This is a genomic window from Streptomyces sp. NPDC048436, assembly GCF_043200355.1.
Lineage (GTDB): Bacteria > Actinomycetota > Actinomycetes > Streptomycetales > Streptomycetaceae > Streptomyces.
In genome coordinates this window covers 620,503-643,959 of the sequence record NZ_JBICXP010000001.1, presented here as the reverse complement: position 1 = coordinate 643,959, position 23,457 = coordinate 620,503, and the positions used below count along the sequence as shown (strand labels likewise).

At 71.8% G+C, this 23,457-nt stretch carries 18 protein-coding genes, 1 other RNA gene and 1 pseudogene; 14 read left to right on the top strand and 6 right to left on the bottom strand.

Features of this window, described 5'->3' with window-relative positions:
* Nucleotides 1–95: 95 nt before the first annotated feature.
* Nucleotides 96–1,829, bottom strand: coding sequence for an MFS transporter (locus ACGFX9_RS02985; RefSeq protein ID WP_393463649.1), 1,734 nt, complete (start codon nucleotides 1,827–1,829; stop codon nucleotides 96–98).
* 254 nt (nucleotides 1,830–2,083) lie between these two features.
* Here ACGFX9_RS02985 and ACGFX9_RS02980 point away from each other — a divergent pair, with 254 nt between their 5' ends.
* The 3 genes from ACGFX9_RS02980 (at nucleotide 2,084) to ACGFX9_RS02970 (ending at nucleotide 7,016) form a co-directional block, all read left to right on the top strand.
* The gene (locus ACGFX9_RS02980; protein ID WP_393463647.1) at nucleotides 2,084–4,270 is read left to right on the top strand and encodes an acyl-CoA dehydrogenase; all 2,187 of its coding nucleotides are present in this window, start codon (nucleotides 2,084–2,086) and stop codon (nucleotides 4,268–4,270) included.
* A gap of 12 nt (nucleotides 4,271–4,282) precedes the next feature.
* Nucleotides 4,283–5,473: a lipid-transfer protein gene (locus ACGFX9_RS02975; RefSeq protein ID WP_393463645.1), complete on the top strand. Its 1,191-nt coding sequence runs from the start codon at nucleotides 4,283–4,285 to the stop codon at nucleotides 5,471–5,473.
* A 106-nt stretch (nucleotides 5,474–5,579) separates the two neighbouring features.
* Nucleotides 5,580–7,016: an MFS transporter gene (locus ACGFX9_RS02970; RefSeq protein ID WP_393465582.1), complete on the top strand. Its 1,437-nt coding sequence runs from the start codon at nucleotides 5,580–5,582 to the stop codon at nucleotides 7,014–7,016.
* Between the two features lie 48 nt (nucleotides 7,017–7,064).
* Here ACGFX9_RS02970 and ACGFX9_RS02965 read toward each other — a convergent pair whose 3' ends face one another.
* Nucleotides 7,065–7,670, bottom strand: coding sequence for a response regulator (locus ACGFX9_RS02965; RefSeq protein ID WP_393463644.1), 606 nt, complete (start codon nucleotides 7,668–7,670; stop codon nucleotides 7,065–7,067).
* On the bottom strand, nucleotides 7,667–8,863 hold the full coding sequence (locus ACGFX9_RS02960) for a sensor histidine kinase (protein WP_393463642.1): 1,197 nt from the start codon (nucleotides 8,861–8,863) through the stop codon (nucleotides 7,667–7,669). The genes ACGFX9_RS02965 and ACGFX9_RS02960 overlap by 4 nt, the downstream gene beginning before the upstream one ends.
* Before the next feature lie 313 nt (nucleotides 8,864–9,176).
* On the opposite strand from ACGFX9_RS02960, the gene ACGFX9_RS02955 reads away from it, so the two are divergent.
* From ACGFX9_RS02955 to ACGFX9_RS02945, 3 genes are read left to right on the top strand one after another with little or no spacing between them, the layout of a single operon-like run.
* Complete coding sequence (locus ACGFX9_RS02955) at nucleotides 9,177–10,031, top strand: MaoC/PaaZ C-terminal domain-containing protein (protein ID WP_393463640.1); 855 nt, start codon at nucleotides 9,177–9,179, stop codon at nucleotides 10,029–10,031.
* Nucleotides 10,032–10,090: 59 nt separating this feature from the next.
* Entirely contained in the window at nucleotides 10,091–11,167 is a 1,077-nt protein-coding gene (locus tag ACGFX9_RS02950; protein ID WP_393463638.1) for a Zn-dependent alcohol dehydrogenase, read from the top strand.
* 17 nt (nucleotides 11,168–11,184) lie between these two features.
* A complete protein-coding gene (locus ACGFX9_RS02945; RefSeq protein ID WP_393463637.1) occupies nucleotides 11,185–12,138 on the top strand; it encodes a 3-oxoacyl-ACP reductase in 954 nt (317 codons plus the stop codon).
* Between the two features lie 311 nt (nucleotides 12,139–12,449).
* Here ACGFX9_RS02945 and ACGFX9_RS02940 read toward each other — a convergent pair whose 3' ends face one another.
* Nucleotides 12,450–13,541 (bottom strand): hypothetical protein, encoded by a 1,092-nt coding sequence (locus ACGFX9_RS02940; RefSeq protein WP_393463635.1) that lies wholly within the window; start codon nucleotides 13,539–13,541, stop codon nucleotides 12,450–12,452.
* A 251-nt stretch (nucleotides 13,542–13,792) separates the two neighbouring features.
* Here ACGFX9_RS02940 and ACGFX9_RS02935 point away from each other — a divergent pair, with 251 nt between their 5' ends.
* The 4 genes from ACGFX9_RS02935 (at nucleotide 13,793) to ACGFX9_RS02920 (ending at nucleotide 17,779) form a co-directional block, all read left to right on the top strand.
* Complete coding sequence (locus ACGFX9_RS02935) at nucleotides 13,793–14,839, top strand: ABC transporter substrate-binding protein (RefSeq protein WP_393463634.1); 1,047 nt, start codon at nucleotides 13,793–13,795, stop codon at nucleotides 14,837–14,839.
* A 77-nt stretch (nucleotides 14,840–14,916) separates the two neighbouring features.
* Nucleotides 14,917–15,768, top strand: a complete 852-nt coding sequence (locus ACGFX9_RS02930; RefSeq protein WP_393463633.1) for a Nif3-like dinuclear metal center hexameric protein — start codon at nucleotides 14,917–14,919, stop codon at nucleotides 15,766–15,768.
* Nucleotides 15,765–16,508, top strand: a complete 744-nt coding sequence (locus ACGFX9_RS02925) for a zinc ribbon domain-containing protein (RefSeq protein WP_393465580.1) — start codon at nucleotides 15,765–15,767, stop codon at nucleotides 16,506–16,508. Before ACGFX9_RS02930 ends, ACGFX9_RS02925 begins: the two co-directional genes overlap by 4 nt.
* A gap of 11 nt (nucleotides 16,509–16,519) precedes the next feature.
* Nucleotides 16,520–17,779, top strand: a complete 1,260-nt coding sequence (locus tag ACGFX9_RS02920) for a bifunctional RNase H/acid phosphatase (RefSeq protein ID WP_393463631.1) — start codon at nucleotides 16,520–16,522, stop codon at nucleotides 17,777–17,779.
* 87 nt (nucleotides 17,780–17,866) lie between these two features.
* Here ACGFX9_RS02920 and eda read toward each other — a convergent pair whose 3' ends face one another.
* Together eda and yaaA are read right to left on the bottom strand one after the other, a co-directional pair.
* Nucleotides 17,867–18,505, bottom strand: a complete 639-nt coding sequence (gene eda / locus ACGFX9_RS02915; protein WP_393463629.1) for a bifunctional 4-hydroxy-2-oxoglutarate aldolase/2-dehydro-3-deoxy-phosphogluconate aldolase — start codon at nucleotides 18,503–18,505, stop codon at nucleotides 17,867–17,869.
* A gap of 73 nt (nucleotides 18,506–18,578) precedes the next feature.
* Nucleotides 18,579–19,379, bottom strand: coding sequence for a peroxide stress protein YaaA (gene yaaA / locus ACGFX9_RS02910; RefSeq protein WP_393463627.1), 801 nt, complete (start codon nucleotides 19,377–19,379; stop codon nucleotides 18,579–18,581).
* Between the two features lie 199 nt (nucleotides 19,380–19,578).
* Here yaaA and ACGFX9_RS02905 point away from each other — a divergent pair, with 199 nt between their 5' ends.
* The 4 genes and pseudogenes from ACGFX9_RS02905 (at nucleotide 19,579) to rnpB (ending at nucleotide 23,371) form a co-directional block, all read left to right on the top strand.
* Nucleotides 19,579–21,021 carry an RNB domain-containing ribonuclease gene (locus tag ACGFX9_RS02905; protein WP_393463625.1) on the top strand — a complete coding sequence of 481 codons (1,443 nt, stop codon included), beginning with the start codon at nucleotides 19,579–19,581 and terminating at the stop codon, nucleotides 21,019–21,021.
* 210 nt (nucleotides 21,022–21,231) lie between these two features.
* Nucleotides 21,232–22,041 (top strand): helix-turn-helix domain-containing protein, encoded by an 810-nt coding sequence (locus ACGFX9_RS02900; protein ID WP_393465577.1) that lies wholly within the window; start codon nucleotides 21,232–21,234, stop codon nucleotides 22,039–22,041.
* Between the two features lie 19 nt (nucleotides 22,042–22,060).
* Nucleotides 22,061–22,840: pseudogene (locus ACGFX9_RS02895) on the top strand (DMT family transporter); the annotation flags it as partial.
* Nucleotides 22,841–22,961: 121 nt separating this feature from the next.
* An RNA gene (gene rnpB / locus ACGFX9_RS02890) (RNase P RNA component class A) lies at nucleotides 22,962–23,371 on the top strand.
* The last annotated feature ends 86 nt before the right edge of the window (nucleotides 23,372–23,457 follow it).

Below are 23,457 nucleotides of genomic sequence, written 5' to 3'. Positions count from 1 at the left end.
CGGCTTCGCCGAGTTCGTCCTCAAACGCCGGACGGGCTGAAAGGTCAGCCCGTCCGGCGATTGAGGACATCTTGTCGGGGGGGGGGAGCCCTCCCCTACGCCAGCACGTCGCTCCCGCCCGGCAGCAGAAGATCCATCTCCACCGCCCGGTCGTCCCCGCGATGCGCCGCCGCCGAGGCAAGCGGCGCGTGTCCGGAGGCGGTGGCCGCGAGGACGTAGGAGCCGTCGCCCGGGACGGGGAGCGCGTAGCGGCCGCCCTCATCCGTGAGCGCGGAACCCGCCTGCCGCCCCCGCCGGTCGATCAGCGTCACCTTCGCCCGCGCGACCGGCGCCCCGGACGAGCTCAGCACCCGGCCGTGGAAACCGGCGAGCGCCTCCGTCGCGGTGCGCAGGTTGGCGTCCTCCTCGCTGCTGGCCCGCAGTTGGGTCGTCTTCGAGCGGCGGGCGGACGGCAGGAACAGGGCGAAGACGAGGCCCAGGGCAACCGCGCCCGTGGCGATGAGGAAGGACGTGCGGAAGCCCGTCATCGTGGGGATGGCGACACCGCCCACGTGGTCCGCCGTGTTGGCGAGGACCATGCCGATGACCGCGCTCGACACCGACGTACCGATCGAGCGCATCAGGGTGTTGAGGCCGTTGGCCGCGCCCGTCTCCGAGGGATCGACCGAGCCGATGATCAGCGCCGGGAGCGAGGAGTAGGCGAGGCCGATGCCCGCGCCGACGACCACCGCGATGATGATCGTCTGCCAGGCGGCGCTCATCAGGCCGAGGCCCGCGCCGTAGCCGATCGCGATGATCAGCATGCCGAGGATGAGGGTCACCTTCGGGCCGTACTTCGCCGAAAGGCGCGCGTACACCGGCGCCGTGAACATCATCGTGAGGCCGAGCGGCGCCACGCACAGGCCCGCGACGACCATGGACTGGTCGAGCCCGTAGCCGGTGGAGGCCGGGAGCTGGAGAAGCTGCGGGAGGACGAGCGAGATGGCGTAGAACGCGACGCCGACCATGATCGAGGCGAGGTTGGTGAACAGGACCGAGCGGCGTGCCGTGGTCCGCAGGTCCACCAGCGGGGCCTTGAGGCGCAGCTCCATCACGCCCCAGAGGACGAGGACGACGGCCGCGGCGGCGAACAGGCCGAGCGTCATGCCCGAGGTCCAGCCCCAGTCGCTGCCCTTGGTGATGGGCAGGAGGAAGAGGACGAGCCCCGCGGAGAGGCCGATCGCGCCGAGCACGTCGAAGGTGCCTTCGGCCTTCACCGTGCTCTCGGGTACGAAGGTGACGGTCAGGAGCATCGATATGACGCCGAGGGCCGCCGCGCCGAAGAACAGCGCGTGCCAGTCGGCGTGCTGCGCGGTGAGCGCGGCGAGCGGCAGGGCGAGGCCGCCGCCGACGCCGATGGAGGAGCTCATCAGCGCCATCGCGGAGCCGAGCTTCTCGCGGGGCAGCTCGTCGCGCATCAGGCCGATGCCGAGCGGGATGGCGCCCATCGCGAAGCCCTGGAGGGCGCGGCCGACGATCATCACGACGAGGTCATCGGTGAAACCGCAGATCAGCGAGCCCACGACCATCACGGCCAGGCTCGTCAGGAGCATACGGCGCTTGCCGTAGAGGTCACCGAGCCGACCCATGATGGGGGTCGAAACGGCGCCGGCGAGCAGGGTCGCGGTCATGACCCAGGTCGCGTTCGACGGGGTGGTGCTCAGCAGGGTGGGCAGGTCCTTGATGACCGGCACCAGGAGCGTCTGCATCACCGCGACGACGATGCCGGCGAAGGCGAGTACGGGGACGACTCCGCGGGTCCCGCGTTTCTGGGTCGTCGACTGCGTCATTACGTGGGGCCTCCGAGGGCGGCAGAGTGGTGCTCTGTGGCAGGGGTACGTGCAATGCGAACCTGTTTCCCCGGGCGACTATTCCGACGGATGTCGTACGAGGGGAACTCTTGACCTGTTGTTAACCGGACGGTTAAGCGGGGCGCCGGGGGCGCGTCGGCCCACCCCACACCTGACCCTCCGTCAGTCTTCCGCCGTAATGGAACGTGTTCTAGTCTGTCGCCGTCCCGGAAGCTGCTACCGCGAGGACGCGCATGGGCATCGGAATCACGCAGGAACAGCGGGAGTTGGCGGCGGCGGTGCGGGGCTGGATCGCCCGCGCCGTGCCGCCCGAGGAGATTCGCAAGCTGCTGGACGCCCCGCTTGGCACAGGGGGCAGGCCACCCCACTGGGACGGCCTCGCCCAGCAGGGGCTGCTCGCCGTGCACCTGCCCGAGGAGTGCGGCGGCGCGGGCGGCGGCCTCGTCGACCTCGCCGTCGCCCTGGAGGAGGCGGGGCGGGCCGCGCTGCCGGGGCCGTACCTGGCCAGCTCCCTGGCCTCGGCCGTGCTGCACCGGGCGGGCGCCCCGGACCTGGCCGCCGAGCTGGCGTCCGGCGCCCGGATCGGCGCCGTAGCGCTCGGCGCGGGCACGCTGACCGCGGTGTCCGTGCCGGAGGGCCACATCCTCGACGGCAGCGCGCCGCCCGTGCTCTGCGGTGCGGACGCCGACCTGCTGATCCTGGCCGCTGAGTCCGCGTCGGGAACCGTGTGGCTCGCGGTCGACGCGGCCGAGCTGACCGTACGTACACAGGAGAGCGCCGATCCGACCCGGCCCACCGCCGAGGTGTCGGCCGCCGGGGTGGAGGTGCCGGCCGGACGGCTGCTCGACGTCGACACGGCGCTCGTACGGGACCTGGCGTGTGCCCTGTACGCGGCGGACGCGTGCGGGGTGGCCGCCTGGGCACTTGAGACCGCCACGGAGTACGCGAAGGTGCGCGAACAGTTCGGGCGGCCGATCGGGCAGTTCCAGGCCGTCAAGCACGCTTGCGCGGACATGCTGGTGCGCCTCGAACAGGCACGGGCACTCACGTGGGACGCGGCACGGGCCGCGGACGAGGGGGCATGGGACGTGCGGAGCCTCGTCTGCGTCCTCGCCGTCGGCGCCGCGCTCGACGCCGCGTACTCCTGTGCCAAGGACGCCATCCAGATCCTCGGTGGCATCGGCTTCACCTGGGAGCATGACGCGCACCTGTATCTGCGCCGGTCCCTGGTCGCCCGGCAGCTGCTCGGCGCGGGCGACACGCACCGGCTGCGGGCGGTGCGGCTCGCGGAGGGCGGGGCCCGCCGGGAACTGCGGATGGAGTTGCCCCAGGAGGCGGAGGCGTATCGGGAGCGGGCCCGCGCAGCCATCGCCCCGGCGCGCGGACTCGACCCCGCCGCCGCCCGCAGAACCCTCGCGCCGACCGGCTACGCGGCGCCCCATCTCCCCGAGCCGTACGGCCTCGGCGCGGGCCCCGTCCAGCAGCTCGCCGTCCAGCAGGAGCTTGCCGCCGCCGGGGTACGCGTCAGCGACCTCGGGATCGCCACCTGGGTGGTGCCCTCGCTCATCGCGTACGGGACCCGGGAGCAGCAGGAGCGGTTCCTCGCGCCGACGCTCAGGGGCGAGGTGCTGTGGTGCCAGCTGTTCAGCGAGCCCGGGGCGGGCTCCGACCTGGCCTCGCTGCGGACGAGGGCCGAGCGGGTCGACGGCGGCTGGCGGATCAACGGCCAGAAGGTGTGGACGAGCGCGGCCCAGTGGGCGGACCACGGGATCCTGCTCGCCCGCACGGACCCCGACGCCCCCAAGCACAAGGGCCTGACCTACTTCCTCATCGACATGAAGCGGGCCGAGGGCATCGACATCCGCCCGCTGAAGGAGATCACCGGGGACTCCCTCTTCAACGAGGTCTACTTCGACGACGTCCTGCTCCCCGAGGACGCGGTCGTCGGGGAGGTCAACGACGGCTGGCGGGTCGCGCGCCACACGCTCGGCAACGAACGCGTCCACATGGCCGACCAGCTGACCTTCGACACCGGCCTGGAAGCGCTCATCGAGCGGGCCGCCGACCTCGACGGCGCCTGCCGCGCGCGGATCGGCGCGCTCGCCGCCGAGGCGCACGCGCTCGCCTGCATCGGACTGCGCACGACGATGCGGCAGGTGGCGGGCGCGGAGCCGGGGGCCGGTGCCTCCATCCGCAAGCTCGTACAGACCCCGCACCAGCAGAAAGTCGCCGAACTCGCCCTCGAACTGCTCGGCCCGGCGGGCGCCGTGCGCGAGGGCGCCGGGGAGCGCGCGCTGCACGGCTTCCTGATGTCGCGCTGCCTGACCATCGCGGGCGGGACCACGCAGGTGCAGCTGAACGTCGTCGCGGAGCGCCTCCTCGGCCTGCCGAGGGACCCCGAGCCGCGCCCCATCATCTAGAGGAGCTGGACCGTGAAGGCGTACATAGTCGGCGTCGGAATGACGAAGTTCGAGAAGCCCGAGACGCGGGACTGGCAGTACTGGGACATGGCGAAGGAGGCGGGGACGAAAGCGCTCGACGACGCCGGGATCTCGTACGAAGAGGTGGAGCAGGTACCGGTCGGCTACTGCTTCCAGGCCTCGACGGCGGGGCAGCGGGCCGCGTACGAACTGGGCCTGACCGGCGTCCCCGTCTACAACGTGAACAACAACTGCGCGACGGCGTCGACCGCGCTGATGATGGCGCGGCAGTTCGTCGAGGGCGGCATCAACGACTGCGTGCTCGCGCTCGGCTTCGAGAAGATGGCGCGGGGCGCGCTGGGGGGTGGGTCTGACGGGGGCGACTTCAAGACCTCGCCCGTCGCACGGCACTACGGCGTCATGGCGGCCCGGCACGGCTTCGAGACGACCCCGCCCACCGCCCAGATCTTCGGCAACGCGGCGCGCGAGCACATGGAGAAGTACGGCACGACCGAGGCGCAGCTCGCCGCCGTGGGCGCGAAGAACCACCGGCACTCGGTGAACAATCCGTACGCCCAGTTCCAGGACGAGTACACCGTCGACGAGATCCTCGCCGCCAAGACCATCCACCGCCCGCTCACCAAGCTGCAGTGCTCGCCGACGTCGGACGGTTCGGCCGCCGCGGTGGTGGTGTCGGAGCGGTTCGTCGAGCGGCACGGCTTGGAGGAGCGTGCCGTGGAGATCGCCGCGCAGGCGATGACGACCGACACGGGGGAGTCCTTCGACTCGGGCTCGTGCATCGACGTCGTGGGACAGCCGATGTCACGGGCCGCGGCGCTGCAGGTGTACGAGAAGGCGGGGCTCGGCATCGAGGACGTCGACGTCGTGGAGCTGCACGACTGCTTCTCCATCAACGAGCTCCTCACCTACGAGGCCCTCGGCATGTGCGCGGCGGGGGAGTCCGGGAAGCTCGTGGAGAGCGGGGCGACGACGTACGGCGGTCGCTGGGTGGTGAACCCGTCGGGCGGGCTTATCTCCAAGGGGCACCCGCTCGGCGCGACGGGAATCGCCCAAGTGGCGGAACTCACATGGCAGTTGAGGGGCGAGGCGGACGCACGGCAGGTGGCGGGGGCCCGCGTGGGCCTCGCGCACAACATCGGCCTGGGCGGCGCGGCGGTGGTGACGCTGCTGCGGAAGGAGTGAAGGGGGGCGGGCAGGTGTGGTTCCCGAGTCCTAGGGCCGACGACCGACGCCGCCTGCGCCGAAACCCCGATGCATGGGACATCCGGATCCTGAGAACATGACGGTCATGGTCCAAACGCCCCCTGACACTTACATAGCCGCGACGTCGCGGAAGTCCGCACCGGTGTGGGCGGTGCTCCTGGCCGCCTGCGCCGGCCAGTTCCTGGTCGTCCTCGACGTGTCCGTGGTGAATACCGCCCTGCCGTCCATGCGGTCCGACCTGGGCATGAGCGCGGTCGGACTGCAATGGGTGGTCAACGCCTACTCCATCGCCTTCGCGGGCTTCATGCTGCTCGGCGGGCGGGCCGGTGACCTCTTCGGACGCAAGCGGATGTTCCTGGTCGGGCTCGGGCTCTTCACGGTGGCCTCCCTCGCGGGCGGTCTCGCACAGGCCGAGTGGCAGCTGCTCGCGGCGCGGGCCGTGCAGGGACTCGGCGCGGCGGTGCTCGCGCCGTCCACGCTGACGATCCTCACCTCGGCGGTGCCCGAGGGGCCCGCACGGATACGGGCGATCGGCACCTGGTCGGCGGTGGGCGCGGGCGGCGGCGCGGCGGGCGGCCTGGTCGGCGGTGTCCTCACCGACCTGCTCTCCTGGCGCTGGGTGCTCCTGATCAACGTGCCGATCGGCGCCCTCGTCATCGTCGCGGGCGTGGCCTGGCTCACCGAGAGCCGGGCCGGCGAGGCACGCCGTCTCGACGTGCCGGGCGCGGTGCTCGTGACGGCGGGGCTCGCCACGCTCGCGTACGGGATCGTGCAGACCGAGGAGAAGGGCTGGACGGCCGCGGCGACGCTTGTGCCGCTGGCGGCGGGGCTCGCGCTCCTCGCCCTCTTCCTCCTGGTCGAGGCGCGTACGAGGGTTCCGCTGATGCCGCTGAAACTGTTCCGGGTGCGGTCCGTCTCGGCGGCCAACGCGGCGATGTTCGTGTGCGGCGGCGGCATGTTCGCCATGTGGTTCTTCATGACGCTGTACGCGCAGAACGTCCTCGGCTACTCGGCGCTCAAGGCGGGCCTCGCCCTGATCCCCTCGTCGCTGACGATCGTCTTCGGCTCGAAGCTCGCGCCGCGCCTGATGCCGGTGCTCGGGGCCAAGAACGTGTCGGTGCTCGGCATCCTCGTGGCGGCGGCCGGGTTCGGCTGGCAGTCGACGATGACGGCCGACGGCGGCTACGTCACCTCGATCATGCTGCCCGGCATCATGATGATGTTCGGCGCGGGCCTCGCCACGACCCCGCTCGCGTCGCTTGGCACGTCGGGGGCGGACCCTGGGGACGCGGGGCTCGTCTCGGGGCTCATCAACACCTCACGCACGATGGGCGGCGCGCTGGGTCTCGCGGTGCTCTCCACGGTCTCCGCGTCGCGGATGGGGGGTTCGACCACTCCGGAGGCGCTGACGTCCGGCTACGCGATGGCGTTCCGGACCAGTGGGTGCATTTTGTTGGTGGGGGTACTGGTGCTGTTGGTGTGGATGCCGCGGGAGAGTGGAAACAGCCCGTCCGGCGATTGAGGACGAACTCGGCGGAGCCGATCGCAGCCGAGGTTAGAGCCAACCCCGTCAGAGCCACCCCCGCTGCCGGGCCTCCCGCACCGCCTCCATACGGTTCCGCGTCCCCGTCTTTCCGATCGCCCCCGAGAGGTAGTTCCGCACGGTCGACTCCGACAGGTGCAGTTTCCCCGCGATGTCGCTGACCGTCGCCCCGTCCACCGAGGCCTTGAGGACATCCGCCTCCCGGGCGGTCAGCGGACTCGGCCCCGCGCTCAGCGCCGCCGCGGCAAGCACCGGGTCGATCACCGTCTCGCCCCGCAGCGCCTGCCGGATCGCCTCGGCGAGATCCTCCACCGGCCCGTCCTTGACCAGGAAGCCCACCGCGCCCGCCTCCATGGCCCGGCGCAGATAGCCGGGCCTGCCGAAGGTCGTGAGGATGAGGACCCGGCAATCGGGGCACTCCTCGCGCAGGTCCGCCGCCGCTTCGAGGCCGCTGCGGCCCGGCAGTTCGATGTCGAGCAGTGCCACGTCGGGGCGGGAGGTCAGCGCCGCGTCCACGATCTCGTCCCCCGCGCCGACCTGCGCGACGACCTCGATGTCCTTCTCCATGCCGAGCAGCAGCGCCAGCGCGCTGCGCATCATGCCCTGGTCCTCGGCGAGCAGGACTCTGATCATGGGGTGCGCTCCTCCACGAGGGGGCCTGGTCCGAAGCCGGGGCCGGGGCTGTACTCGGTGACCGGCAGCACCGCGGTGACCCGGAAGCCGCCGCGTGGCGCGGGGCCGGACTCCAGGGAGCCGCCCGCCGCCGCGATCCGCTCGGCCAGGCCTTTCAGCCCGCTGCCGGGCGTGCCCGAGCCTACGCCGCGGCCGTCGTCGGTGATCAGCAGCCGAGTCCGTTCGGCGGTGCCCGTCACCTCGATCTCGCAGCGGGTCGCCTCGGAGTGGCGTACGACGTTCGTGGCGGACTCCCTGACCACCCAGCCCAGGAGCGCCGCCGTCTGCGGGGCGAGCGGCGGCCCCGACTGACGTACGGCGGATTCGATGCCCGCCGCGTCCAGGAGATCGCGGGCCCGGTCGAGTTCGGTGGCGAGGCTGCCCTCGCGGTAGCCGGTGACCGCCTCGCGGATCTCGGTCAGGGCCTGGCGGCCGACGGACTCGATGTCGGCGACCTGGCCGAGCGCCGCGTCGAGGTCGCGCGGGGCCAGGCGGCGCGTCGCCTCCGCCTTGACGACGATCACCGAGAGGGTGTGGCCGAGCAGGTCGTGCAGGTCGCGGGAGAAGCGCAGGCGTTCCTTCTCGACGGCGCCGCGGGCCAGCTCCTCGCGGGTGGCGCGCAGTTCCCTGACTGTCTCGGACAGGGCGAGGATCGCCGCCGTCACCATGACGGAGATGAACGTGCCGTACGCGATGCCCACTGCGTCCCAGCCGTCCCGCACCCCGGCGACCACCGCCGCGGCGCTGCTCAGGGCGATCCCCGCGGGAGCGAGCCGCTTGCCCCGCAGGACGGCGCCGGTGGCGAGGCCGAGCAGCGGGAAGAACATCAGCCAGCTGCCGCCGTAGCCGATGGCGAGGGCGAAGGTGACCGCGGCCAGCACGAGCAGCAGCCACCTCGTGGAAGCCGCCTCCCGCGCCTTCTTGTCGAAGGCGCGGAACACCACGGAGATATAGAGGGAGTTGAAGGTCAGCAGGCCGAGGCCGCCGATCCAGGGGTTCTCGGTCTTGCCCTGGAGGATGTTGGAGAAGGAGCCCATGCCCATCAGGAGCCAGGGCAGCATCGCGAAGCCGCCCGGCGGACCCAGGTCCTCGGATTTGCTCCGCGTACAGGCCGGCCGGCGCGCGGCCCTCGCCCAGAAGTTCTTCACCGACATCGTCTCTCCTGTCACACCGCGGCGGGTGGCGGTTGGCTTTGACGGTACGGATTCACGACGGCCGTGCGGCAGAGGTGGTTGTACCGACCCGGCCGGTACAAATGTCACCGTCGTGATCGCCCGCAGGGCCGCTTCCCGTATCTGACGTGACGTCAGGAGCCTTCACAACTACCGGACGCTCGGCTATACATGGGTGCGCCGGACTGGAACGCGTTCTAGAACGGGCTCCACCGGCCCTGTTGCGACCTCGGTGCGACCGACGGTGCGGACGGCCGCACCGAGGTCTTCAGACCGGCCAAGGAGCTGCAAGCCCATGCCCATCGATGCCGCGAAGGCCGTAGCCGCGGAGCCCAGGTCAGTTGAGATCACCTGGGATCACAAGGACATCCAGCTCTACCACCTGGGCCTGGGCGCGGGCATCCCCGCCACCGACCCCGACGAGCTGCGCTACACCCTGGAGTCCAGGCTGCACGTCCTGCCCAGCTTCGCGACCGTCGCAGGCGCGGGCATGGGCGTCGTCGGCGGGCTCTCTGCCCCTGGCATCGAGGTGAACCTGGCGTCGGTCCTGCACGGCGGCCAGACCATCACGCTGCACCGCCCCATCCCGGTCAAGGGCGAAGCGGTCACGACCTCCAAGGTCGCCGCGGTGTACGACAAGGGCAAGGCCGCGATCCTCGTCCTGCGCTCCGAAGTGGCCGACGAAGACGGCCCGTTGTGGACCAGTGACTCCCAGATCTTCGTCCGCGGCGAAGGCGGCTTCGGCGGCGACCGCGGCCCCTCCACCCGCCTCCCGGCCCCCGAGGGTGAGCCCGACCGGACCGTCGAGCGCCCGGTCCGCGAGGAGCAGGCGCTGCTCTACCGCCTCTCCGGGGACTGGAACCCGCTGCACGCCGACCCCGAGTTCGCCAAGCTCGCGGGCTTCGAACGGCCGATCCTGCACGGCCTGTGCACGTACGGGATGACCCTGAAGGCCGTGGTCGACACAGTGCTCGGCGGCGACGTGTCGCGGGTGCGGAGCTACAGCACACGCTTCACCGGCGTCGTCTTCCCCGGGGAGACCCTGCGGATCCGGATGTGGCAATCCGACGACCGCGTCCAGGTGGCGGTGACGGCGGCCGAACGGGACGACGCGCCGGTCCTCGCCGACACGATCGTCGAACACGTCTGAGGGGCGGGCACGCCTGAAGCGCCGTACACGCCTGAATTTCGTACGAGAGGAGCCGCACCATGCGCGCAGCCGTACTGCACGAGATAGGCCAGGACAAGCTCGAAGTCCTCGACGACGTCGAGGCGGTGGGCTTCGGCCCCGGCAAGGTGAAGATCCGGGTGCGGGCCACCGGCCTGTGCCACTCCGACATCTCCGCGATGAACGGCGTACTGCCCCAGCCCGCGCCGTTCATCCCCGGCCACGAGGGCGCGGGCGAGATCATCGACGTCGGTGACGGCGTGAACGGGCTCAGCCAGGGCGACCGTGTCCTGGTGTGCTGGCTGCCCGCCTGCGGCGAGTGTCCGGCGTGCAAGCGCGGCCAGAGCCAGCTGTGCCTCGCCGGTTTCATGAACGCGGGCACCCCCAACTTCAAGCGCCCCGGCGGCGATGTCTTCGGCTTCGCGGGTACGGGGACCTTCACCGAGGAGGTCGTGGTCGACGCGGGCTGCGCCGTGCCGATCCCGGACGACGTGCCGTTCGACATCGCGGCGCTGATCGGCTGCGGCGTGACGACCGGGCTCGGCGCCGCCATCAACACCGCGGACGTACGCGCCGGTTCATCGGTCGCCGTGATCGGCTGCGGGGGAGTCGGCATCTCCGCGATCCAGGGCGCCCGGCTCAAGGGCGCCGCCCAGATCGTCGCCGTCGACCCGGTCGCGTCGCGGCGCGAGGCGGCGCTGAGGTTCGGGGCGACGGAGGCGGTCGCCCCCGACGAACTCGCCGACGCCAAGCAGCGGATCACCGCGGGCGAGGGCTTCGACTACGTCTTCGAGGTCGTCGGAAAGTCCGCCACCGCCCGCACCGCGTACGAGACGACACGACGCGGCGGCACGCTGGTCGTGGTCGGCGCGGGCGCGATGGACGACTTCCTGCAGCTCAACATGTTCGAGTTGTTCTTCGACGAGAAGAAGATCCTGCCGTCCATGTACGGCGGCGGCGACGTGCTCCAGTCCTACGAGCGGGCCATCGCGCTGTGGCGCGCGGGCCGCATCGACCTGGAGAGCCTGATCACCCACCGGGTGCCGCTCGCCGAGATCAACGAAGCGGTCGACCAGATGCGTACGGGCGTCGCGCTGCGTACGTGCATCGAGATCTGAGAGGACTTCGATCCCTGATGGCACAGCCATTGCCACGGCCACTGGAGGGTTTGGCCGCGATCGTGACAGGAGCGGGCCGCGGCCTCGGGCGAGCGGAGGCCCTCGAACTCGCCCGGCTCGGCGCGAGCGTCGTCGTCAACGACTTCGGGCAGCCGGGCCGCGACGGCTCGGGCGAGGCGTCGGCGACGCCCGCCGAGGAGGTCGCCGCCGAGATCCGGGCGGCGGGCGGGCAGGCGGTCGCGCACCTCGGCGATGTCGCGGACCACGAACAGGCGCGCGGGCTCGTCCAGTTGGCCGTCGACACGTACGGCAAGCTGGACATCCTGGTCAACAACGCGGGGATCCTGCGGGACCGGATGATCTTCTCGATGAGCGAGGGCGAATGGGACTCGGTCATCCACGTCCACCTCAAGGGCCACTTCAACACGACGCACTTCGCGTCGGTGCACTGGCGTGAGCGGTCCAAGGCGGCGGGCGCGCCGGTCTACGGCCGGATCGTCAATACCTCGTCCGAGGCGTTCCTCGCGGGCTCGGCGGGCCAGCCGAACTACGCGGCGGCCAAGGGCGGCATCGTCGGCCTGACGACATCGAGCGCGCTGGCCCTCGGCAAGTACGGCGTGACGGCGAACGTCATCTGCCCCCGGGCGCGGACACGGATGACGGAGGACGTCTTCGCCGGATACCAGGAGCCCGGGGCCGGGGAGCTGGACGCGCTCGCTCCCGAGCATGTGGCGCCGCTGGTCGGCTACTTGGCCTCGCCCGCGGCGGCCGGGGTCAACGGGCAGCTGCTCGTGGTCCACGGCGGCATGGTCGCGGTGGTGGAGCGGCCCAAGGTGGCGGCGAAGTTCGACACGGCGAAGGAGGTCTTCTCGTACGAGGAGCTGGACGAGGTCCTGTCGCCTTATTACGCGGGGCGACCGGATGGGGAGACGTTCGCGGCGGCGGAGGTTCTGGGTCTCAAGCGGGGTTGAATCTCGTCTGACGCAAACGCCGGACGGGCTGATTTTCAGCCTGTCCGGCGTTTGAGGACGAACTCGGCGGAGCCGGTGATTGACGCCGCCCAGGGCCAGGGGGCCCTACTCGTTGCCTCGCCGGCGATGCCGCCCCCGCGGCGCCCCGCCCTCGTCACGCTCGGCCACAGGCCCCCGGTGCCTCCCGGCACCGGAAGTACCCGCCGCCTCCCGCGGCTCGGGATTCCGCTCGGTTTCCGTATTGATCTCGGTCCTCATCAACACACTCACCCCGTAAGACGGTAAAGATCGTTCGGTACAGCCGGGCGAGTCTAACCAACGCCCCCGCGCCCCGTGAGAGGCGCCTGCTGCAACGGAACTGGCCGCGCGGCGCCCGCCGCGGGCGCCGCCTTTGGAGCCGGCAGTTCCGCCTCCGCGATCCCGCACGGCACCGCCCCCGTCACGTACGGAAGACGCAGTACACCCTCCCGCGTCCACCACCCTGCCCCGGCCAACCACCCCTCGGGAGCCGCCAGTTGGTGCAGGCGGCGCTCGGCGGGGCGCCACAGGCCGAGCCAGCTCCCCGCGTCCCCGTCGATCCGCAGCGCCACCGCGCAGCTCTCCGGCATCAGCGTCTGCCCGGGCTGGATGGCGAACGGCGTCGCCGTGCGGCCGGGCAGGCGCAGACACTCGGGGAAGCGCACCGGACGCGTACCGCCGAGGACCCCCCAGCCGATGCGTGGGTGGCCCGGCGCGTCCGAGCTGATCAGGAGCAGCCCGCTGTCGGCGTCCGCGAGCAGCACCCGGTCGTCGCTCTCGTCGGCGATCTGCAGAAGGGGCGACACCTCGCCGCGCCGCTCCAGGTCCACCGCCACCGACTTGACCCGGCCGTCCAACTCCCGGTCCAGGGCCAGCATCCGGCCCTCCCCGTCCAGCCAGACACCGCCCGAACACCGCCCGGGGATCTCGGCGACGTGCTCGGGCCCGAAGGCGCCGCCCGCCACCAGCCACAGGTCGGTGGAGTCCGCGCCCACCGCGATGGCGTACGCGTGGTGGAGGGCCGGTGACGGCGGAAGCAGGGTCAGCCGGGAGCCGCCGCACTCCACGGCGCCGAGCGGCACCTCGCCGGTATCCGGCCCCGTCGGGTACAGGAGCGCGAACGCGTGCCGCCGGTCGACGAGGCGGTGGATCAGGACGCGCCCGTCGGCCATCGGCAGCACCTCCGTGCCGGGCTCCTCCGGCTGGCTGCCGGGCAGCGGAACCGCGTACGGCTCGGGGGAGTCGAGGGTCCAGCGCTCGGGGAACCAGGAAGCGCCGTCGCAGGCGAGGCGGGCGGCGTACGCACCGTCGGCGGTGATCACCGGGGGTGAACCGGACGCCCCTGGAGACGTCGGCGCGGTCGCTGGAGACGTCGGCGCGGTCATGGGTTCGGGCTCAATCGTGGGCGCTGTCATCTAGGGGTACCTCCGGGCCACGAAGCTAGTTTTCGCACGCACTGCCGTGGCACCTGTGGCCGCCCACTTCACACAGAAGGGTGGCGATGTATCGATTTTCCTGAGGGGGTGGGGGTGCTTGTGCTGGGTGGGGAGGGCGCGCTTAAAGTAAGGCGAACCTAAGTAGTTGCGGGCCTGCGGAAGCGGCAGCCACGGCACGCCCCCTGGAGCATGGAGCACCGATGTCCCTGTCCGTACGACCCCGCCGCCACCGAGCCACCGCCGCGGTCGCCATCGCCCTGGCCGGCACGCTCTCCCTCACGGCCTGCGGGTCCGGCGGCGACGGCTCCGGCAAGGCGGATGACGGCAGCGGCAGCAAGGCCGTGGCCCAGGGCGGCGACGACTTCGCCAAGGCCGCCGAGCAGACCGCGAAGATGGGCACCAAGGCCGAGCCGGGCGAGTTCCCGCGCACCATCACGCACGCCCGCGGCACGACGGAGCTCAAGGCGCGGCCCAAGCGGGTCGTGGTCCTGGACGTCGGCGAACTCGACAACGTCGTCTCGCTCGGCGTCAAGCCCGTCGGCTACGCCCCCACCGAGGGCGACGACGGCGTACCCGGCTATCTGAAGAAGGACGCGGGCGACCCCAAGAACGTGGGCACGATCAACGCCCTCAACCTGGAAGCGATCGCGAACCTCAAGCCGGACCTGATCCTCGGCAGCGAACTGCGCGCCGCCAAGCTCTACCCGCAGCTCTCCAAGATCGCCCCGACCGTCTTCTCCATCCGCCCCGGCTTCACGTGGAAGGAGAACTACCTCCTGAACGCCGCCGCGCTCGACAGGACCGCGAAGGCGAAGACGGAACTCGCCGCGTACGAGGAGAAAGCGAGGTCCCTGGGCCGCGACCTCGGCGGCGACAAGCCGACGATCACGATGCTCCGCTACATGCCCGACCGCGTACGCCTCTACGCGAAGGCGTCCTTCATCGGCACGATCCTCGACGACGCAGGCCTGCCCCGCCCAAAGAACCAGCAGGTCAACGACCTCGCCACGGAGATCAGCACCGAGAAGATCGACGAGGCCGACGCCGACTGGATCTTCACCGGCGTCTACGGGGACGCGAAGAAGACGGGCCGCACCGAGGCCGAGAAGAACCCCCTGTGGAAGAAGCTCGACGCGGTCGAGGACGGCCGGGCCAAGGACGTCCCGGACGAGACCTGGTACCTGGGGCTCGGCGTGACGGCGGCCGACTCGGTCCTGGACGACCTCAAGGGCTTCCTCGTCAAGTGACCGGGCGGCAGTAGCGGTCCAGTAGCAGTACGTAAGCCAGGGCCGGTGGGGCACAGCGGGCAGGTAGCCTTTCCCCTGTGCCCCGTCTGTCTGAAGTCATCGCCGCCCTCGACGCCCTGTGGCCCGCCGAACTGGCCGAGAGCTGGGACGCGGTCGGCACGGTCTGCGGCGACCCCGAAGCGGAGGTCTCCCGCGTCCTCGTCGCCGTCGACCCCGTCCAGGACATCGTCGACGAAGCGGTCAAGCTCGGCGCCCAGCTCCTCCTCACGCACCACCCGCTCTACCTGCGCGGCACGACGACGGTCGCCGCGTCCACCTTCAAGGGCCGCGTCGTCCACGACCTCATCAAGAACGACGTCGCGCTGCACGTCGCGCACACCAACGCCGACCGCGCCGACCCCGGCGTGTCCGACGCCCTCGCGGGCGCGCTCGATCTCCGGATCGTCCGCCCCCTCGTACCGGACCCGGCCGACGCGCACGGCCGCCGCGGCCTCGGCCGGATCTGCGAACTCGAACACCCTCTGACGCTCACCGAACTCGCCGCCCGCGCGGCCGAGCGGCTGCCCGCCACCGCGCAGGGCATCCGGGTCGCGGGCGACCCCGACCAGCTGATCCGTACGATCGCGGTCAGCGGCGGCTCGGGCGACAGCCTCTTCGACGACGTACGCGCCTCGGGCGTCGACGCCTTCCTCACCGCCGACCTGCGCCACCACCCGGTGTCGGAGGCCCGCGCACAGACTCCGCTCGCGCTGCTCGACGCCGCGCACTGGGCCACCGAGTGGCCGTGGTGCGAGCTGGCCGCGGCGCAGCTCGATCAGATCTCCGACCGTCACGGATGGGGACTCCGCGTCCACGTCTCCAAGACGGTCACCGACCCCTGGACCGCCCACGCGGCCTCGCATACCGACTCAACAGGAGCCCCCAACTGAACGCCGCGCCCGCCGACCAGATCCGACTCCTCGACATCCAGGCATTCGACGTACGCCTCCAGCAGCTGGCGCACAAGAAGAACTCCCTGCCCGAGCACGCCGAGATCGAGTCGCTGAACAAGGACCTCACGCAGCTGCGCGACCTGCTCGTCGCCTCGACGACCGAGGAGAGCGACTGCGCCCGCGAGCAGACCAAGGCGGAGCAGGACGTCGACCAGGTGCGCCAGCGCGCCTCCCGCGACCAGCAGCGCCTCGACTCGGGCGCCGCCACGTCCCCCAAGGACCTGGAGAACCTCCAGCACGAGATCGCGTCCCTCGCCAAGCGCCAGGGCGACCTGGAGGACGTCGTCCTCGAAGTCATGGAGCGCCGCGAGTCCGCCCAGGAGCGGATCACGGAGCTGACGGAACGTGTCTCCTCCGTCCAGTCGAAGATCGACGACGCGACGGCCCGCCGTGACGCGGCCTTCGAGGAGCTCGACCGCGAGGGTGCCACGGCCACCAAGGAGCGCGAGGTCGTGGCGGGTTCGGTCCCGGCCGACCTGCTCAAGCTCTACACCAAGCTGCGCGACCAGCAGGGCGGCGTCGGCGCGGCCAAGCTCTACCAGCGGCGCTGCGAGGGCTGCCGCCTGGAGCTGAACATCACCGAGGTCAACGAGGTGAAGGCGGCGTCCCCGGACACGGTCCTGCGGTGCGAGAACTGCCGCCGCATCCTGGTCCGCACGTCCGAGTCCGGCCTCTAGGAGCCTTGCCCGTGCGGGAGTTCATCGTCGAGGCCGACGGCGGGTCGCGGGGCAACCCGGGGCCCGCGGGCTACGGCTCGGTCGTCATCGACGCGGCCACGGGGGAGACGCTGCGGGAGGCCGCCGAGTACATCGGCGTCGCGACGAACAACGTCGCCGAGTACAAGGGCCTGGTCGCCGGTCTGAAGGCCGCGTACGAACTGGACCCTGCCGCGTCCGTCCACGTCCGCATGGACTCCAAGCTCGTCGTCGAGCAGATGTCGGGCCGCTGGAAGATCAAGCATCCGGGCATGAAGCCGCTCGCCGCCGAGGCCGCGCGGGTCTTCCCGGCCACCCAGGTGACGTACGAGTGGATCCCCCGCGAGAAGAACAAGCACGCGGACCGGCTTGCCAACGAGGCGATGGACGCGGGTAAGCGGGGCGAGCGGTGGTCGCCGTCGGATTCGACGGCGGAGCTGGACGCGGGGGCCGCGCGGTCGGCTTCCTCGGAGCCCCCGGGGGACGCCGCCGCGGGCGCGGCCAAGGCGCGGGCCGCGCTGGCCGAGCGCTTGGCGCCGGAACCCGTTCCCGAGGCCGGGGCGGACGTGCGCGCCGCGGGCAACGTGGCAGCGCAGACCCCGCCCGTCGGCTGGGCGGCCCCCGCCGACCTCGGCGCTCCGGCGACCTTCGTGCTGCTGCGGCACGGCGAGACCGCGCTGACTCCCCAGAAGCGTTTCTCGGGCAGCGGCGGCACGGACCCGTCCCTCTCCGCCGTGGGCCGTGACCAGGCCGAGCGCGCGGCGGCTGCATTCGCGGCGCGGGGCACGATCCAGGCGATCGTCTCCTCGCCGCTGAAGCGCTGCCAGGAGACGGCGCAGGCGGTTGCCGCCCGCCTCGGCCTCGGCGTTCGGGTCGAGGAAGGGCTGCGCGAGACGGACTTCGGGGCCTGGGAGGGCCTCACCTTCGGCGAGGTGCGGGAGCGGCAGCCGCAGGAGCTGAACGCGTGGCTCGCCTCTCCGGACGCGGCGCCACCGGGCGGCGAGTCCTTCGCCGCGGTGGCTGACCGGGTATCGGCGGCGCGGGATCTGCTGGCCGCGGAGTACGCGGGCCGTACGGTCCTGCTCGTCACGCATGTCACGCCGATCAAGACGCTGGTGCGGCTGGCGCTTGGGGCTCCGCCGGAGTCACTGTTCCGGATGGAGCTGGCCGCGGCGTCGGTGTCGGCGGTGGCGTATTACGGGGACGGCAACGCGTCGGTGCGGCTGCTGAACGATACGTCGCACCTGCGGTAGGGCTTTGCCGGTTGAGCGGCGCGGTCCATCTGCGGGCGCTTCGTGGCTGGTCGCGCAGTTCCCCGCGCCCCTTCGGGCGCGGCGGTTTCAGCGGAGGGACGCCGCCTCGCGGGCCAGAGCCTCGATGCGGCCCCAGTCCTTCGCCGCGATCGCGTCCGCGGGAAGCATCCAACTGCCGCCCACGCAGCCGACGTTCTTCAGGGCGAGATACGACGGCGCGGACGCGAGGCCGATGCCGCCGGTCGGGCAGAAGCGGGCCTGCGGCAGGGGGGCGCCGAGCGACTTGAGGTAGGCGGTGCCGCCGGCGGCCTCCGCCGGGAAGAACTTCATCTCGTGCACCCCGCGTTCCAGGAGCGCCACGACCTCGGACGTCGTCGAGACACCCGGCAGGAACGGCACCCCGGACGCCTTCATGGCAGCGAGCAGCGTGTCGGTCCACCCCGGGCTGACCAGGAAGCGCGCCCCGGCATCGACGGATTCCGCGACCCCCTGGGCCGAGATGACCGTGCCCGCGCCGACCACGGCGTCCGGCACCTCCGCGGCGATGGCCCGGATCGCGTCGAGCGCGACGGGCGTACGCAGCGTCACCTCGATCGCGGGCAGCCCGCCCGCGACCAGGGCGCGCGCCAGCGGCACGGCGTCGGCGAGGTCCTCCACGACGACCACGGGGACGACAGGGGCGAGATCGAGCACGGAGGCGGAGGCCGCGGCGGAGGGGGAAGTCATGGATGCATCCTGCCCCGGCGTACGCAGCATGCGCAAAGGGCATTGCGCATGCTGCAACGCGAGGTCGGGTCGGTCAGTGGATCTCGCGCACGATCACGTCAAGGGCCCACGCCTTGCCCGCCTTCGCGGGAGCCTGTGCCTCCACCACGTGCCCGAGGTCCCGCAGGGCCTCGACGAGTGCTGCCGGATCCTTCGGCTGGGCACCGGTCTCCAGCAGGGACCGCACGATCCGCCCCTTCGTCGCCTTGTTGAAGTGCGAGACGACGGAGCGCTTCTCGACCCCGTCGACCAGCTGCGCGTGCAGCACCCGCACGGTGGCCGTCCGGTCCGCGACTTCGCCCTTGGGCTTCCACGCGGCTGCGTACGCCGATGACCGCAGGTCCAGTACGAGGCCGTCGCCCGCCGCTTCGGGCATCGCGGAGGCCATGGGCGTGCGCCAGTAGGCGCCGAGAGCGCCGAGGCCGGGCAGCTTCACGCCCATCGAGCAGCGGTAGGAGGGGATGCGGTCGGTGATGCCGACGGCGCCCCACAGCCCGGAGAAGACAAGGAGCGAGCGGGCCGCGCGGCGCTTGGCTGCGGCGTCCAGGGAGGCGAGGTCAAGGGCGTCGTACAGGACACCGGTGTAAATCTCCCCGGCGGGCCGCGCCCCGGCGGTACGGAGCTCGGTGTTCTTCGCGACCTCGCCCCGCAGACCCTCGCTGAGCCCGAGCACGTCACGGGCCTTCTCCTCGTCCGCCGCGCAGAGATCGACCAGCTCATCGAGAACGGCCTGCCGCGCGTCCGCGAGGGCAGGCAGGGAGAGCGACTCAGGCTTGAGGGGGGCGCCGCGGCCGGAGGGGGCCTTGCCTTCGGAGGGCGGCAGCAGCACGAGCATGGTTCTCCTTCAGAGGCAACGAAAAAGGGGGGATGCGGCCCTCCGCCAGGGTAATCGCCCAGGCGGCCGACCCCCGCCCACAGGAACACCGCCTCCGCCTCCGCCGCCCCTCAGCGGAAGCCGCCCCTCCCGCCCCCGCCCCGGTACCAAAGCGCTCTCCCGCCGTGCCGCCCCGTCCCCCGCGCCCTACGCTCGACCCATGCCCCGCCGCCATCTCCGCGTGACCGGCGCAGCCGAAGCTCCGTTGTGGGGCGTGCTGCGTGAGCTGCGTATGAAGTTGGATGTTCCCGAGGGGTTTCCCGGGGACGTTCTCGCCGATGCCGAGCGGGCCATCGCCGCTCCACGGCTTCCCGCGTATGACGCGACCGGCATCCCCTTCTTCACCATCGATCCGCCCACCTCCGTCGACCTCGACCAGGCCATGCATCTGTCACGGCGGGACGGCGGCGGCTACCGGGTGCGGTACGCCATCGCGGATGTCGCCGCGTACGTCACGCCGGGCGCACCGCTCGACACCGAGGCTCATCGACGCGTCACCACCCTCTACTTCCCGGACGAGAAGGTGCCCCTGCATCCCACCTCGCTCAGCGAGGGCGCGGCCAGCCTGCTGCCGGGGCAGGACTGCCCGGCCGTGCTCTGGACGATCGACCTCGACGCGGACGGGGGCTCCGTCTCCACCGACGTACGCCGTGCCCTCGTACGCAGCCGCGCGAAGCTCGACTACGACGGCGTGCAGCAGGCCATCGACGGCGGCACAGCCGAGGAGGCGCTCGCGCTGCTCGGCGACATCGGGCGGCTGCGCGAACAACTGGAGGTGGAGCGCGGCGGGATCTCGCTCAACGTGCCCGAGCAGGAGATCGTCGAACGGGACGGCGCGTACGTACTCGACTTCCGCGCCCCGCTGCCCGCCGACGGCTGGAACGCCCAGATCTCCCTGCTCACCGGGATGGCCGCCGCCGAGCTGATGATCCAGTCGGGGACGGGGATCCTGCGGACGCTGCCCAGCGCACCGGACGGCGCCGTAGGCCGCCTGCGCCGCACCGCGAAGGCCCTCAAGGTCGACTGGCCGCACCACGTCCCGTACGCGGAGCTCATCCGCTCCCTCGACCCGCACAAGCCGCACCACGCCGCGTTCCTCCAGGAGTGCACCACGCTCCTGCGGGGCGCGGGCTACACCGCGTTCAGCGGCGGCGAGGTCCCCGAACTCACCACGCACGCCGCCGTCGCCGCCCCCTACGCCCACTGCACGGCCCCGCTCCGCCGCCTCGTCGACCGTCACGCCTCCGAGCTGTGCCTGGCCGCGGCCGCCGGCACCGAGCCCCCGGAGTGGGTGCTCGCCGCGCTGCCGGAGCTGCCCAAGGAGATGGCGGACGGGACGCGGCGCGGCAACACCGTGGAGCGCGAGTGCGTGGACATCGTCGAGGCGGCGCTGCTCAAGGAGCGGGTCGGCGAGGTCTTCGACGCGGTGGTGGTGGATGTGCAAGAACGTGAACCGGCCGTCGGTACCGTCCAGTTGACCGACCCCGCGGTCGTCGCCCGCATCGATGGCGGCGAGACGAAGCTGCCGCTGGGGGAGCGGATGCGGGTGCGGCTCACCCAGGCGGACCCGGGGACGGCGAAGGTGCGGTTCGCGCCTGCGTGAGGGCGCCGTTCGGGCGTTCACACACGGCCGTTCACACACGGCATGGAAGCGGGGCGCGCGGGTGTTGCAGTCCTGACAGGGGCACCGGCAGCGAGGGGGCAGGTCATGGACGGCGATACGCAGGGCGGCCACCACGGCATACCGCACGGCAACCACCACCACGGAACGCCGCACGGCGGACGTGAGCACGCGGTCTGGACCCGCGCCCGTATGGGGCCGTGCGCCCCGCCCCTCGACCTCCTCACCGCCCGCTTCGACCAGCACCGGTACGCCCCGCACTACCACGAGGAATTCACCGTCGGGGTCTGCGTCGGCGGCTCCGAGGTCATCGACTACCGCGGTGGCCGCCTCGACGTGGGGCCAGGCACCATCGTCGTCCTCGCCCCGGGCGAGGTGCACACCGGCGGCCCCGGCCCACACGGCGGCTACGCCTACCGGGCCATGTACCCCGCCCCGTCCCTCCTCGCCGAGGGCACCGTGACCGCGCCGAACTTCCGCGACGCGGTGATGGACGACCCCGAGCTCGCCGCCGCCCTGCGGCTCGCGCACACCGAACTCAGCGCGGGCGCCGATCCGTTGGAGGCCGAGTCGCGTGTCCCCTGGCTGCTCACCGCCCTCGCCCGCAGACACGGCACCGCCCGGCTCCTGTGCGACACGGTCCCCGGCGCCGACCACATCGCCCGCGCCGTGCGCGAGCGCCTCGCCGACGAACTCCTCGCCCCGCCCTCCCTCGCCGAACTTGCCGCACCGCTCGGCCTGTCCCGCTACCAACTCCTGCGCGCTTTCCGTACGTCGACGGGGATGCCGCCCTACGCCTGGCTCGCCCAGCACCGCGTGAAGCGGGCCCGCGCGCTCCTGGAGGCGGGGCTGCGGCCGGCCGAGGCGGCGTCCCTCGTGGGCTTCGCCGACCAGGCGCACCTGACGCGGTGGTTCCGCCGGATTCTCGGGGTGACCCCGGCGGCGTACCGCAACAGCGTTCAAGCGGCGTACCGCAACAGCGTTCAAGACGTCACGCGTTGAACGAACCGACACTGCCCGCATGACTGCACGCGGCTGGTTCCTCTTCTCCCTCATGGGCGTCCTGTGGGGCATCCCCTATCTGATGATCAAGGTGGCGGTCGAAGACCTCTCGCCGACGATGGTGGTCTTCACCCGCTGCGCGCTCGGCGCCGCGCTGCTCCTGCCCTTCGCGATACGGCAAGGGGGAATGATCCGGGTCGTACGCGCCCACTGGAAGCCGATGCTCGCCTTCGCCTGCATCGAGATCCTGGGCCCGTGGTGGACCCTGACGGACGCCGAGCGCCGCCTCTCCAGCTCCACGGCGGGCCTGCTGATCGCCGCCGTACCGATCATCGGCGCCGTCCTGGCCCGCTTCTTCGGCGACACGGAGCGGCTCGGCGCGCGCCGCCTGACGGGGCTCGGGCTCGGCCTCGGGGGAGTGGCGGTCCTCACCGTCCCGCACCTCACCGGCGGCGACGCCTGGTCCCTGACGGAGGTACTGCTCACGGCACTCGGCTACGCGACCGCCCCGCTGATCGTGGCCCGCCACCTCAAGGCGGTCCCCACGCTCCAACTGATCGCCCCCTGCCTGACGCTCGCTGCCGCGGTCTACGCCGTACCGGCCGCGATGACCTGGCCCTCCGCCGTCCCGGACGCCCAGACGCTGGCGTCCCTGGCGGGCCTCGGCGTGATCTGCACGGCCCTGGCCTTCGTCGTCTTCCTGGAACTCATCCGGGAGGCGGGTCCGACCCGGGCGGTCGTCTTCACCTACGTGAACCCGGCGGTGGCGGTGGCGGCAGGCGTCGCCTTCCTCTCCGAACCTCTCACCGCGGGCATAGTGGCGGCCTTCACGCTCATCCTGGCGGGCTCGTTCCTGGCGACGGCGGGGTCCGCGGGGAAAGCGGCGGGCTCACGGCGGGTAGCATGGTCGACACGGCAGACGAGCCGGGCGGACGGCCGCGTGAAGCTCCCCTCACCAGGGGCTCTTCCCGAGGAACGTCCGGGCTCCACAGGGCAAGGTGGTGGCTAACGGCCACCCGGGGTGACCCGCGGGACAGTGCCACAGAAAACAGACCGCCGGGGGCTTCGGCCTTCGGTAAGGGTGAAACGGTGGTGTAAGAGACCACCAGCGCCTGAGGTGACTCAGGCGGCTAGGTAAACCCCACCTGGAGCAAGGTCAAGAGGGGTCCTGGAGACAGGACCCTGCGCGGACGACCGAGGGCTGCCCGCCCGAGTCCGCGGGTAGACCGCACGAGGCACGCAGCAATGCGGGCCCTAGATGGATGGCCGTCTCCCCGGCCGCCGCGAGGCGACCGGGCGACAGAACCCGGCGTACAGCCCGACTCGTCTGCCTTTACGGCCCTGACCTGGGGGTTTCCCTTGGTCAGGGCCGCAACGTGTTTCGGGGGGCAGTCTCGCGTGACCTGGGAGTTCCGG

Coding starts and splice junctions, on each gene's coding strand:
- ACGFX9_RS02985 (WP_393463649.1), bottom strand. CDS start 1,829: ATGACGCAGTCGACGACCCAGAAACGCGGGACCCGCGGAGTCGTCCCC.
- ACGFX9_RS02980 (WP_393463647.1), top strand. CDS start 2,084: ATGGGCATCGGAATCACGCAGGAACAGCGGGAGTTGGCGGCGGCGGTG.
- ACGFX9_RS02970 (WP_393465582.1), top strand. CDS start 5,580: ATGGTCCAAACGCCCCCTGACACTTACATAGCCGCGACGTCGCGGAAG.
- ACGFX9_RS02965 (WP_393463644.1), bottom strand. CDS start 7,670: ATGATCAGAGTCCTGCTCGCCGAGGACCAGGGCATGATGCGCAGCGCG.
- ACGFX9_RS02960 (WP_393463642.1), bottom strand. CDS start 8,863: ATGTCGGTGAAGAACTTCTGGGCGAGGGCCGCGCGCCGGCCGGCCTGT.
- ACGFX9_RS02955 (WP_393463640.1), top strand. CDS start 9,177: ATGCCCATCGATGCCGCGAAGGCCGTAGCCGCGGAGCCCAGGTCAGTT.
- ACGFX9_RS02950 (WP_393463638.1), top strand. CDS start 10,091: ATGCGCGCAGCCGTACTGCACGAGATAGGCCAGGACAAGCTCGAAGTC.
- ACGFX9_RS02945 (WP_393463637.1), top strand. CDS start 11,185: ATGGCACAGCCATTGCCACGGCCACTGGAGGGTTTGGCCGCGATCGTG.
- ACGFX9_RS02940 (WP_393463635.1), bottom strand. CDS start 13,541: ATGACCGCGCCGACGTCTCCAGCGACCGCGCCGACGTCTCCAGGGGCG.
- ACGFX9_RS02935 (WP_393463634.1), top strand. CDS start 13,793: ATGTCCCTGTCCGTACGACCCCGCCGCCACCGAGCCACCGCCGCGGTC.
- eda (WP_393463629.1), bottom strand. CDS start 18,505: ATGACTTCCCCCTCCGCCGCGGCCTCCGCCTCCGTGCTCGATCTCGCC.
- yaaA (WP_393463627.1), bottom strand. CDS start 19,379: ATGCTCGTGCTGCTGCCGCCCTCCGAAGGCAAGGCCCCCTCCGGCCGC.
- ACGFX9_RS02905 (WP_393463625.1), top strand. CDS start 19,579: ATGCCCCGCCGCCATCTCCGCGTGACCGGCGCAGCCGAAGCTCCGTTG.
- ACGFX9_RS02900 (WP_393465577.1), top strand. CDS start 21,232: ATGGGGCCGTGCGCCCCGCCCCTCGACCTCCTCACCGCCCGCTTCGAC.